At 41.3% G+C, this 12,938-nt stretch carries 10 protein-coding genes and 1 riboswitch; of the genes, 7 read left to right on the top strand and 3 right to left on the bottom strand.

Annotated elements, in window-relative coordinates; translation table 11 throughout:
* Positions 1-37: 37 nt before the first annotated feature.
* On the top strand, positions 38-883 hold the full coding sequence (locus TZ90_RS07395; protein ID WP_045612300.1) for an undecaprenyl-diphosphate phosphatase: 846 nt from the start codon (positions 38-40) through the stop codon (positions 881-883).
* A gap of 32 nt (positions 884-915) precedes the next feature.
* Here TZ90_RS07395 and dinB read toward each other — a convergent pair whose 3' ends face one another.
* Positions 916-1,977: a DNA polymerase IV gene (gene dinB, locus TZ90_RS07390; RefSeq protein WP_045612299.1), complete on the bottom strand. Its 1,062-nt coding sequence runs from the start codon at positions 1,975-1,977 to the stop codon at positions 916-918.
* 237 nt (positions 1,978-2,214) lie between these two features.
* Here dinB and pflB point away from each other — a divergent pair, with 237 nt between their 5' ends.
* On the top strand, positions 2,215-4,539 hold the full coding sequence (gene pflB / locus TZ90_RS07385) for a formate C-acetyltransferase (RefSeq protein ID WP_000260631.1): 2,325 nt from the start codon (positions 2,215-2,217) through the stop codon (positions 4,537-4,539).
* A gap of 272 nt (positions 4,540-4,811) precedes the next feature.
* On the opposite strand, the gene TZ90_RS07380 is transcribed toward pflB, so the two are convergent.
* On the bottom strand, positions 4,812-6,251 hold the full coding sequence (locus tag TZ90_RS07380) for a TrkH family potassium uptake protein (RefSeq protein ID WP_045612298.1): 1,440 nt from the start codon (positions 6,249-6,251) through the stop codon (positions 4,812-4,814).
* Between the two features lie 3 nt (positions 6,252-6,254).
* Entirely contained in the window at positions 6,255-7,604 is a 1,350-nt protein-coding gene (gene trkA, locus TZ90_RS07375; RefSeq protein ID WP_045612297.1) for a Trk system potassium transporter TrkA, read from the bottom strand.
* Positions 7,605-7,792: 188 nt separating this feature from the next.
* Between trkA and TZ90_RS07370 the strand changes: the two genes are divergently transcribed.
* The 5 genes from TZ90_RS07370 to TZ90_RS07350 all read left to right on the top strand — a co-directional run bounded on the left by TZ90_RS07370 (position 7,793) and on the right by TZ90_RS07350 (position 12,670).
* Complete coding sequence (locus TZ90_RS07370; protein WP_045612295.1) at positions 7,793-8,641, top strand: SAM hydrolase/SAM-dependent halogenase family protein; 849 nt, start codon at positions 7,793-7,795, stop codon at positions 8,639-8,641.
* A 15-nt stretch (positions 8,642-8,656) separates the two neighbouring features.
* On the top strand, positions 8,657-9,202 hold the full coding sequence (locus TZ90_RS07365; protein WP_033689391.1) for an ECF-type riboflavin transporter substrate-binding protein: 546 nt from the start codon (positions 8,657-8,659) through the stop codon (positions 9,200-9,202).
* 274 nt (positions 9,203-9,476) lie between these two features.
* Entirely contained in the window at positions 9,477-11,159 is a 1,683-nt protein-coding gene (locus tag TZ90_RS07360; RefSeq protein WP_045612294.1) for an ABC transporter ATP-binding protein, read from the top strand.
* Entirely contained in the window at positions 11,144-11,974 is an 831-nt protein-coding gene (locus TZ90_RS07355; RefSeq protein WP_045612293.1) for an energy-coupling factor transporter transmembrane component T family protein, read from the top strand. Before TZ90_RS07360 ends, TZ90_RS07355 begins: the two co-directional genes overlap by 16 nt.
* Before the next feature lie 192 nt (positions 11,975-12,166).
* Positions 12,167-12,670, top strand: a complete 504-nt coding sequence (locus tag TZ90_RS07350; RefSeq protein WP_000181386.1) for a tRNA (cytidine(34)-2'-O)-methyltransferase — start codon at positions 12,167-12,169, stop codon at positions 12,668-12,670.
* A 59-nt stretch (positions 12,671-12,729) separates the two neighbouring features.
* Positions 12,730-12,879: riboswitch (FMN riboswitch) on the top strand.
* The last annotated feature ends 59 nt before the right edge of the window (positions 12,880-12,938 follow it).

Below are 12,938 nucleotides of genomic sequence, written 5' to 3'. Positions count from 1 at the left end.
AATATGCTATAATGGAAGATAGAAAAAGGAGTAATCTATGTATCTTATTGAAATTTTAAAATCTATCTTCTTCGGGATTGTTGAAGGAATTACGGAATGGCTGCCGATTTCAAGTACAGGTCACTTGATTTTAGCAGAGGAATTTATCCAATACCAAAATCAAAATGAAGTCTTTATGTCCATGTTTAATGTCGTGATTCAGCTTGGTGCGATTTTGGCGGTTATGGTGATTTACTTTAATAAGCTCAATCCCTTTAAACCGGGTAAAGACAAGCAGGAAGTTCGTAAGACTTGGAGACTGTGGTTGAAGGTCTTGGTTGCCACTTTGCCTTTACTTGCCGTCTTTAAATTTGATGATTGGTTTGATACTCACTTCCATAATATGGTTTCAGTTGCTCTCATGTTGATTATCTATGGGATTGCCTTTATCTATTTGGAAAAGCGCAATAAAGCGCGTGCTATAGAGCCAAGTGTGACAGAGTTGGACAAGCTTCCTTATACGACAGCTTTCTATATCGGACTCTTCCAAGTTCTTGCCCTTTTACCAGGGACAAGCCGTTCTGGAGCAACGATTGTTGGTGGTTTGTTAAATGGAACCAGTCGTTCAGTTGTGACAGAATTTACCTTCTATCTTGGAATTCCTGTTATGTTTGGAGCTAGTGCATTAAAGATTTTCAAATTTATAAAAGCAGGACAACTCTTGAGCTTTGGGCAATTGTTTTTGCTCTTGGTTGCGATGGGAGTCGCCTTTGCGGTCAGCATGATCGCTATTCGTTTCTTGACCAGCTATGTGAAAAAACACGACTTTACTCTTTTTGGTAAATACCGTATCGTGCTTGGTAGTGTCTTGCTACTTTACAGTTTTGTCCGTTTATTTGTATAAGAAAAACCTTGAAGGGGCAGCTCTTCAAGGTTTTAAAATCCAGTCAGGGTAATCCCCAATAGGCGGACACCTCTTTCTTTTTCGCTTAACTCTTCATAGAGTTGCAGAGCTATTTGGCTTATCTGACTAGCATCCTGTGTTTTTTGAGGCAGACTTTTTCGTTTAGTGAGAGTTGAAAAGTTCTCGTAGCGGATTTTCAAAATGACAATTTTTCCAGCTTTTTCTTGTTGACTGAGATTGAGAGCGACTCTTTCTGATAGGAGAGTCAGCTCTTTTTTGATGTCTTCCTCAGCACGTAGAATCTTCCCATAGGTTTTCTCCTTCCCGATTGATTTACGGATACGATTGGATTTGACTGGTGAATTGTGGATGCCACGAGCCTTTCGATAAAGGTCATAACCCAGTCTTCCAAAACGGTCTATTAGGGTTACCTCAGGGACTTCAAGCAAATCAGCGCCGGTAAAAACGCCCATTTGATGAAGACGTTCTACCGTCTTTTTTCCTACTCCATGAAACTTGGAAATATCCATTTGTTTGAGAAAGTCCTCAGCCTGGTCAGGTAGAATCACTGTCAGACCATGTGGTTTTTGATAATCACTAGCCATTTTAGCTAAGAATTTGTTGTAGGAAACGCCAGCAGAAGCAGTTAGATGGAGTTCTTGCCAAATATCCTCTTGAATGAGGCGAGCGATTTTGACTGCTGACTTGATACCGAGTTTATTTTCTGTTACATCCAAATAGGCTTCGTCAATGCTCATGGGTTCTATTAAATCTGTATAACGCTTAAAGATAGCTCGGATCTGGAGTCCCACAGATTTGTATTTCTCATAATTTCCTGAGATGAAGACGGCTTGGGGACAACGCTCATAGGCTTCCTTAGAGCTCATGGCTGAATGGACACCAAAAGCTCGCGCCTCATAGCTACAAGTGGAAACGACACCACGCCCACCTGTTTGCCGAGGGTCATTGCCGATAATGACAGGTTTTCCTCTGAGTTTAGGATTATCTCTGATTTCCACCGCAGCAAAAAAGGCATCCATGTCAATATGGATGATTTTTCTTGACAAATCATTTAACAAAGGAAAAATCAACATGCATAGCTCCTTTTTACTGCTTATTTTCTTTCATTATACCCTTTTTTCTGAAAAAAAGGAAAAAGGACTTCGTTTTTTCAAAAATATAATACAGTTTGGAACGAAATATAGACTGTTTTAGAAAAGAAAGTGTAAAAATAGGGATTTTCCACTTGTTGAAAACGATTACTGTATGGTATACTTGTCTCATGAATGTAACAGATGACTGTTACTAGAAAGAAAAAAGAGGACATTAACATGGTTGTTAAGACAGTTGTTGAAGCACAAGATATTTTTGACAAAGCTTGGGAAGGCTTCAAAGGCGTAGATTGGAAAGAAAAAGCAAGTGTATCACGCTTCGTACAAGCTAACTACACACCTTACGATGGAGACGAAAGCTTCCTCGCAGGACCAACAGAACGTTCACTTCACATCAAAAAAATTGTAGAAGAAACTAAGGCTCACTACGAAGAAACTCGTTTCCCAATGGACACTCGTCCAACATCTATTGCTGACATTCCAGCAGGATTTATTGATAAAGAAAATGAAGTTATCTTCGGTATCCAAAACGATGAACTCTTCAAATTGAACTTCATGCCAAAAGGTGGTATCCGTATGGCTGAAACTACTTTGAAAGAAAATGGATACGAACCAGATCCAGCTGTTCACGAAATCTTTACTAAATACGTAACAACAGTTAACGACGGTATCTTCCGTGCTTACACTTCAAACATCCGCCGCGCTCGTCACGCTCACACTGTAACTGGTCTTCCAGATGCATACTCACGTGGACGTATCATCGGTGTTTACGCACGTCTTGCTCTTTACGGTGCAGACTACTTGATGCAAGAAAAAGTAAACGACTGGAATGCAATCGAAGAAATCGATGAAGAAACAATCCGTCTTCGTGAAGAAATCAATCTTCAATACCAAGCATTGCAACAAGTTGTTCGCTTGGGTGACCTTTACGGAGTTGACGTTCGCAAACCAGCTATGAACGTTAAAGAAGCTATCCAATGGGTTAACATCGCCTTCATGTCTGTCTGCCGTGTTATCAACGGTGCTGCTACATCCCTAGGACGTGTACCAATCGTATTGGATATCTTTGCAGAACGTGACCTTGCTCGTGGTACATTTACTGAATCAGAAATCCAAGAATTCGTTGATGATTTCGTTATGAAACTTCGTACAGTTAAATTTGCTCGTACAAAAGCTTACGACCAATTGTACTCAGGTGACCCAACTTTCATCACAACTTCTATGGCTGGTATGGGTAACGACGGTCGTCACCGTGTTACTAAGATGGACTACCGTTTCTTGAACACTCTTGACAACATCGGTAACTCTCCAGAACCAAACTTGACAGTTCTTTGGACTGATAAATTGCCATACAACTTCCGTCGCTACTGTATGCACATGAGCCACAAACACTCTTCTATCCAATACGAAGGTGTAACAACAATGGCTAAAGACGGATATGGTGAAATGAGCTGTATCTCATGCTGTGTGTCTCCACTTGACCCAGAAAATGAAGAACAACGCCACAACATCCAGTACTTCGGTGCGCGTGTAAACGTATTGAAAGCCCTTCTTACTGGTTTGAACGGCGGTTACGACGATGTTCACAAAGACTACAAAGTATTTGATATCGAACCAATCCGTGACGAAGTTCTTGAATTCGAATCAGTTAAAGCTAACTTTGAAAAATCTCTTGACTGGTTGACTGATACTTACGTAGATGCTTTGAACATCATTCACTACATGACTGATAAGTACAACTACGAAGCTGTTCAAATGGCATTCTTGCCAACTAAACAACGTGCCAACATGGGATTCGGTATCTGTGGATTTGCCAACACTGTTGATACATTGTCAGCTATCAAATACGCTACAGTTAAACCAATCCGTGATGAAAATGGCTACATCTATGATTACGAAACAATCGGTGAATACCCACGTTGGGGTGAAGATGACCCACGTTCAAACGAATTGGCAGAATGGTTGATCGAAGCTTACACAACTCGTCTACGTAGCCACAAACTTTACAAAGACGCTGAAGCTACAGTATCACTTTTGACAATCACATCTAACGTTGCTTACTCTAAACAAACTGGTAACTCACCAGTCCACAAAGGTGTATACCTCAACGAAGATGGTTCTGTGAACTTGTCTAAACTTGAATTCTTCTCACCAGGTGCTAACCCATCTAATAAAGCTAAAGGTGGATGGTTGCAAAACTTGAACTCACTTTCTAGCCTTGACTTTAGTTATGCAGCTGATGGTATCTCATTGACTACACAAGTATCACCTCGCGCTCTTGGTAAGACTCGTGACGAACAAGTTGATAACTTGGTAACAATCCTTGATGGTTACTTCGAAAACGGTGGACAACACGTTAACTTGAACGTTATGGACTTGAACGATGTTTACGAAAAAATCATGTCAGGCGAAGACGTTATCGTACGTATCTCTGGATACTGTGTAAACACTAAATACCTCACTCCAGAACAAAAAACTGAATTGACACAACGTGTCTTCCACGAAGTTCTTTCAATGGATGATGCCTTGGATGCGTTGAGCTAATCAAGTTCTTGAATAATGAAATAAGGAACCCTCGGTCAGTCGACTGAGGGTTTTTGGGTAAAATCTCTTCAAAGCACGTCAGTTTTATCTGCAATCTCAAAGCGGTGCTTTGAGCAACCCGCGGCTAGCTTCCTAGTTTGCTTTTTGATTTTCATTGAGTATAAGTCAGGCACTAAAATATCTGACCGAGATTCAAAGATACTTGTTGAGTTGCGAGGAGTATTTAAAAATAAAAACACCACACTTTGTTAGATACAAGGTGTGGTTGTATTTTATCTTTTAGACCAAGTTCTCTTCATAAAGAGAAGTAAGATTGGGTAAATCTCCAAACGCCCTGCAATCATTGCAAAGGAGAGGAGAATTTTTGAGATAGGACTAAAGATTGAGAAACTAGAAGTGGTTCCTAGAATAGGTCCTATATTATTGAAACAGCTAAAGACAGCACTGGTAACGACCAGAAAATCATTGCTATCTAGGCTGACAATAAAGATAAGCGCAAGCAAAATCATAGCATAGATGACAAAGTACTTGAGAATCTTATGCTGGGTATCCTTATCAATCACCGTTTTATTAACATGGAGGGTCAAAACACGGTGGGGAGATAGGATTGACAAAATTTGATTTTTGGCAATTTTTGAAAGGATAAGGCCTCGAATAACCTTGAGTCCACCTGCGGTTGAACCAGCAGAACCACCGATTCCCATGAGGAAAAGGAGGATAAATTGGGAGAAGAGGGGCCAGTTAGTAATATCTCCATAACCAAAACCAGTCGTTGTAATGATATTGGAAACCTGGAAGAAGGCCATTTCAAAGCTCTTGGAAAATCCTGGGTAGAGATAGAGGGTATTAAGGCTAATCAAGCTTGTAGAAAGCAGCACGATGACCAAGTAAGCACGAAGTTCCTCGTCACCAAAGAAGGCTTTGATGCGACGGAGCATGAGGTAGTAGTAGAGATTGAAATTTACCCCAAAAACCAGAACTCCGATACTAACCAGATAGGTAATCAGTGAGCTGCCATAGTGGGCAATCCCGTCGTTATAGACGGTAAAGCCTCCTGTACCTGCTGTCCCCATAGCAATGACAAAACTATCAAATAGGGGCATGCCAGCCAGATAATAGATGATGACAAAGAGGGAGAAGAGAGCTAGATAAAGGAGATAGAGAATCTGGGCAGTGTTTTTTAGTTTGGATACTACTTTGCCAAAAACAGGGCCAGGAACCTCAGCCTTCATCACTTCTAGGTGGCTATTCTTGGCATTGTCCATAATAGCAAGTGCAAAAACAAGCACTCCCATCCCTCCAATTAAGTGGGTAAAACTTCGCCAGAAGAGGAGGGAACGACTGAGAACAGAAACGTCGTTCAGAATAGTTGCTCCAGTAGTTGTAAAGCCAGAACTGATTTCAAAAAAGGCATCGATAACGCTGGGAATTTGTCTAGCAAAGACAAAGGGGAGACCACCAAAGAAGGACCAAAGGATCCAACAGAGGGCAACAATCAAGACTCCCTCCTTGGCATAAATCCGTTGATTTTTTGGCTTTTGTAAAATTCCTGAACCGCCTAGTAATACGAGAATCCCAATCGTTGTAAAGAGGGCTGTAAAGACTTGGCTCGATTCACGGTAATAGATAGCAACAGCTACAGGAACCAAAAGAAGAACAGCTTCAATCAAAAGTAATTTTGAAAGGAGGTAACGAATCATACTTTTATTCATTTCTTACCTCGCAATCAAGTCATAAATCTTGGTGATGTTTGGCAACAAAGTTGTTACTAGGAGCTTGTCTCCAACTTCCAGCATATCCTCTCCTGTTGGGAAAATAGTCTTGCCTTTTCGAATGATAGCTGCAATAAGAATCCCTTTTTTCAGTTTTAGTTGAGAAAGAGGTTTGGCAGTCATTTTATTAGCTTCCTTGATATGGAATTGCAGGGTTTCGATTTGGCCATTGGCTAGATGGTGCATGGCTTGAAGGTCTGAATACTGGGCATTAACACGACCACGAATAAAGTGCATAATCGTATCTACAGCGATGCTTTTAGGTGTGATGATACTTGAAAAATCAGGCGCATTGATAATCTCAAGGAGACTGGTGCGATTGACCTTGGTGATATTTTTCTGTACACCTACCCTGTCAAGGAACATAGAGGTAATCAGATTTTCCTCATCGACTCCTGTTAGAGTCGCAACGGCATCATAGTTTTGAGCACTTTCTTCCAGCAGGATATCTTTTGCGGTACCATCTCCTTGAACGATGTAGAGATTTGGGAATTTCTCGCTAAAGAAGCTGGCGATTTCAGGATTGATTTCAATAACCTTGGTATCGATACGACTGTCTTTGAGGATACCTAATAGATAATAGGCAATTCTACCAGCTCCAACAATAAGAAGACTCTTCACGGCACGAGACTTGAAATAATTATGGAAGAGCATCATGTCAACACGGTTACCAGTGACAAAGATTCTATCTTTATCCTGTACAGTCATGTCACCGCTTGGAATGATAATTTGATGTTCCCTTTCTATCGCACAGACAATGACATTGCCAAATTTTTTCCGAAAATCAGAAATGGGCATTTGGCAAAGACCACTGGAGGATTTAACAGCGAATTCCATCAAGCTGACCCGTCCACCAAAGAAACGTTCGACAGAGAGGGCGTTGGGGAAGTCAATGATATTAGCAATAGCACGGGCAGCCAAGAGCTCAGGATTAACGATAAGAGAAAAACCGAGAATATTCTTTTCCTTGAAATAAGAGTTAGAATATTCAGGGTTCCGCACCCGAACGATGGTCTCTTTAGCTCCCATTTTTTTTGCTAGAACGGCTGCAATCATGTTCACTTCATCGTATTCAGTCAGGGCGATAAAGATATCACAATCCTGGACGCTGGCTTGCTCAAGGATGGTAAAATCGGCCCCGTTACCAAGGATGCCTATGATATCAAAGCGATTGACAATATGATTGAGGACAGATTCGTCTTGCTCAATCAGCAAAACATCATGCTTTTCTGCAACCAAGGAGCGACAGAGGGCAGAACCAACTTTTCCCCCTCCGACAAGGATAATTTTCATAATAAAACCTACTTCTTCATTATGTAACTATCATACCTTTTTTCAAGAAAAAATGCACCTACTAGCTAATCACCAGAGTTTTTAGTAGGAAATTTGCTATAAGGTAAAACTATACCCTAACCAATTGAAATAGCTATTAGCTACTTTCTAGAAAATATGGTATGATAAAGGATACACAAGGAGATAAAATGAATAATAATTTACTGGTATTACAATCAGACTTTGGTTTGGTAGATGGTGCGGTATCGGCTATGATTGGAGTGGCTTTAGAAGAGTCTCCAACCTTAAAAATTCATCATTTGACGCACGATATCACGCCTTATAATATTTTTGAGGGGAGTTACCGTCTCTTTCAGACGGTGGATTACTGGCCTGAGGGAACGACATTTGTATCGGTGGTCGATCCAGGTGTCGGCTCGAAACGTAAGAGTGTGGTTGCCAAGACTGCAAAAAATCAATACATTGTCACGCCAGATAATGGGACGCTTTCTTTTATCAAGAAACACGTTGGCATTGTAGCTATTCGTGAGATTTCTGAAGTGGCCAATAGACGTCAAAATACAGAGCATTCTTATACCTTCCACGGTCGTGATGTTTATGCTTATACTGGTGCTAAACTAGCCAGCGGTCACATTAGTTTTGAGGAAGTGGGGCCAGAGCTCAGTGTAGATCAGATTGTGGAGCTTCCAGTCGTAGAGACCATCATAGAAGATCATCTGGTGAAGGGAGCTATTGATGTTCTGGATGTGCGTTTTGGTTCGCTTTGGACCTCGATCACGCGAGAAGAATTTTACAAGCTGGAACCCGCATTCGGTGACCGTTTTGAAGTGACTATCTATCACGCTGATATGCTGGTCTATCAAAATCAAGTTGTTTATGGCAAATCATTTGCAGATGTGAGAATTGGGCAACCCATCCTTTACATCAACTCCCTCTATCGTTTAGGTCTGGCTATCAACCAAGGTTCCTTTGCTAAGGCCTATAATGTGGGTGTCGGTTCATCTTGGACCATTGAAATAAAGAAAATAGAATCATAAAATAGGAGAATATAGATGAAAAATCAATCAATTAAACAAGTTGTTGCTATCGGTGTTGGAGCTGCGCTCTTTGTTGTCATTGGGATGATCAGCATTCCGACACCTGTTCCAAATACAAGCATCCAGCTTCAGTATGCGGTACAGAGCCTCTTGTCTATCATTTTTGGCCCTCTAGTGGGATTACTTGTTGGTTTAATTGGTCATGCAGTGAAGGACTCTCTTGCTGGCTACGGTCTTTGGTGGACTTGGATTATTGCTAGTGGTCTCTTTGGTCTAGCCGTCGGACTCTTTAGAAAATACATTCGAGTAACACAGGGTGTTTTTGAGTTGAAGGATATTGTCTTCTTTAACCTCATTCAGATTGTTGCAAATGCTCTTGTTTGGGGTGTCTTGGCACCACTTGGAGATGTTGTGATTTATCAAGAAGCAGCAGAAAAAGTATTTGCCCAAGGGATTGTTGCGGGAATTGCTAATGCTGTAACTGTAGCTATCGCAGGTACCCTTCTCTTGCTAGCTTATTCACGTACACAGACTCGTTCAGGAAGTTTGAAAAAGGATTAATATAAGGGAAAAGGCTGGACAACCGGTCTTTTTTGATGTTTATTGATTAGTTAGGCAAGCAAGCTAGGATAGGACTCTTTTTGACGCTAAGATTTTACGAGAAGAGACTGTAAGAAGGAGTTAGTTTATGATAAAATAGAAGTCTAATACTCTGCGAAAATCTAATTCAAACCGCGTCAGCTTCGCCTTGCCGTACTTAAGTACAGTCTACGGCTAGTTTCCTGGTTTGCTCTTTGATTTTCATTGAGTAGAAGAAGCGAATGAAGAGAGTAAGATGAAAGAAGCTATAATTGAGTGGAAGGATTTCTCTTTCCAGTATGAAACGCAACAAGAACCGACCTTGCAAGGAGTGGACTTGACCATTTATAAGGGAGAGAAAGTTTTAATTGTTGGGCCATCTGGGTCAGGCAAGTCTACCTTGGGTCAGTGTTTGAATGGGATTATTCCCAATATTTACAAGGGTCAGACGTCTGGAGAATTTTTGATCAAGGGGCAAGCAGCCTTTGATATGAGTATCTATGATAAATCTCATCTAGTCAGCACAGTTTTGCAAGATACAGATGGGCAGTTTATCGGCCTGTCTGTGGCAGAGGATTTGGCTTTTGCTCTGGAAAATGACATGACAGCTCTAGATGACATGAAAAGTCGTGTTCATAAATGGGCTGAAAAGCTGGACCTTCTCCCTTTACTGCCGCAGCGTCCTCAGGATTTGTCAGGTGGACAAAAGCAGCGAGTCAGTCTGGCTGGTGTCTTGATTGATGAGAGTCCGATTCTTTTGTTTGATGAGCCACTCGCCAATCTAGATCCCAAGTCAGGTCAGGATATTATCGAATTGATTGATCAGATTCATAAGGAGGAGGGGACGACGACTCTTATTATCGAGCACCGTTTAGAGGATGTTCTGCATCGCCCTGTGGATCGGATTGTCTTGATAAACGATGGTCGTATCCTCTTTAATGGGGGTCCTGATCAGTTACTAGCGACTGATTTATTGACACAAAATGGAATTCGAGAACCCCTTTATCTAACGACTCTCCGTCAATTGGGTGTGGATTTAGTCAAGGAAGAACAATTAGCGAATCTGGATAACTTGTCTATCTCAAAAGGCCAGGTTCAGCTGCAGAATGAACTGGCAAAAGAAACCCCAGAATTGCAGTCACTCTTTAAATTAGAGGATGTGTCTTTTTCTTATGATGATAGACCGATTTTAAAATCCATTTATTTAGATATTAAAAAGGGTGAAAAGATTGCCATTGTCGGAAAAAATGGGGCAGGGAAGTCAACCCTAGCCAAGGCCATAAGCAGCTTTATCCAGACGGAAGGGCGCTATCTTTGGGAAGAACAGGATATCAAAGGAGATTCTGTTGCAGAGCGGGCGGAACGAGTAGGCTATGTGCTGCAAAATCCCAATCAAATGATTTCAACCAATATGATTTTTGATGAGGTGGCTCTAGGGCTCCGTTTGCGAGGTGTGGATGAGAAGGAAATTGAAACGAGAGTCTATGAAACCTTGAAAATCTGTGGTCTCTATGAATTCCGTAATTGGCCTATTTCTGCCCTGTCATTTGGTCAGAAAAAACGTGTGACTATTGCCTCGATTTTGGTCTTGGGAGCTGAAATTATCCTCCTAGATGAACCAACTGCAGGTCAAGACCAGAAGAACTATACTGAGATTATGGAATTTCTCGAAGAACTGCATCAAAAAGGGCATACCATTGTCATGATTACCCATGATATGCAATTGATGCTGGATTATTCAGATCGAGCCCTCGTCATGGTTGATGGGGAATTGATTGCCGATACTGATCCAGCTAGTCTGTTGAGCAATCCTGAGCTGTTAGTAAAAGCCAATCTAAAAGAAACTTCAATCTTCAACTTGGCTAAAAAACTAGACGTGGATCCACTTGCTTTAACGGCATTTTACAAAGAAAGGAGAGAAGGATGCAAGCTAAATTAATCGGTTACCAGCATAGAGATACTGTGATTCATCGCTTGTCAGGAGCTGGGAAACTCCTCTTTTTCATTCTCGTGTCATTGGCGGCCATGATTAGCTATGATACCAGACTGCTTGTTCTGATTGCCATCTTTTCGGTCTTTCTCCTCTATTTGTCAGAAATCCGCTTTAAAGATGTTTCCTTTGTAGCAGTTTTTGCGACGGTATTTGCTGTTTTAAACGTTTTGATGGTCTACCTCTTTTCTCCCGAGTATGGGGTTGGACTTTACGGAGAGAGAAGTGTGATTTGGCAGGGAATCGGTGCCTACACTCTGACCAGTCAAGAGCTCTTTTATCTGCTAAATCTGGCCATTAAGTACCTTTGCACTATTCCTCTGGCTATTATCTTTTTGATGACAACCCACCCTAGTCAGTTTGCTTCCAGTTTAAATCAAATTGGTGTGCCTTACAAGATTGCCTATTCTGTCAGTCTGACCTTGCGCTATATTCCAGATTTGCAGGAAGAATTCTTTACTATCAAGATGTCTCAGGAGGCGCGTGGGATGGAATTATCCAAGAAAGCTTCTCTTATGCAACGAATCAAAGGCAATCTGCGCATTATTACTCCCTTGATTTTTAGCTCGTTAGAACGTATTGATACCATCGCGACTGCCATGGAGCTTCGACGCTTTGGGAAAGAGAAAAAACGCACTTGGTATAGTTATCAGGCCTTGAAAAAAGGAGACTATCTTACCTTGCTCTTGGCAGCCTTGTTTTTAGTAGCTAGTTTACTACTTATCTTGCAGAATCACGGACGATTTTACAACCCTTGGAAATAGCTTGAAAAAATTGAAAAAATCAAGTCGTTTCTATTGACAATGATTCTGAAAGTGTTATACTAAGAAAGTAGTTTCGCTGATTTACTTCAAACCTGTTGTGAGGTAAGTTAACGATGCCTTAACCACGCTGTTTGCTGAGCTTGACTCCGGGCAGTGTGGCTATTTTTTTGCAATGGTGAAAGGAAGCAAGTCATGACAAATCACATTGTATTATTTGAACCTCAAATTCCACAAAATACAGGCAATATCGCGCGTACTTGCGCTGCGACCAATTCTCCCCTCCATATCATCAAGCCAATGGGCTTTCCTATTGATGACCGCAAGATGAAGCGAGCTGGGTTGGATTATTGGGATAAACTAGAGATTTATTTTTACGAGAGTTTGGAGGATTTCATGTCTCAGATGAAGGGCAAACTCTATCTGATTTCGAAATTCGCGGAAAAAGTCTATTCTGAGGTGGATTTATCGACTGATGAAGACCATTATTTTCTCTTTGGACGTGAAGACAAGGGTTTGCCTGAGGACTTTATGCGCGAACATCCTGAGAAAGCTCTCCGTATTCCTATGAATGATGAACATGTCCGCAGTCTCAATGTGTCTAATACCGTCTGCATGATTGTCTACGAAGCCCTCCGCCAGCAGAACTTTGCAGGTCTTGAGCTCATTCATACCTATGAAGTGGATAAATTGAAATAAAAAATGAAAATGAAAATGAACAAAATGCTTGCGCTTGCAAGCGTTTTTTGTTATGATAAAAGAGTCTTCAGGGCAGGGTGTGATTCCCGACCGGCGGTGACTTTAACTAGGAAATGATCTTTTCCTTCTCTTTAAAGAAGTCCGCGAGCGCAAGCTGATGTGGTGAGATTCCACAACCGACAGTATAGTCTGGATGGGAGAAGACGAAAGAATAGCTTTGTCTGTTCTGATAGATTTATAGCTAAATTGTAACCGTTTGCTCAATAGA

Origin of the sequence: Streptococcus mitis (genome assembly GCF_000960005.1) — a bacterium.
Classification (GTDB): Bacteria; Bacillota; Bacilli; order Lactobacillales; family Streptococcaceae; genus Streptococcus; species Streptococcus mitis_CK.
The sequence above is the reverse complement of the archived record's forward strand: the minus strand, read 5'-3'. Positions and strand labels throughout refer to the sequence as shown.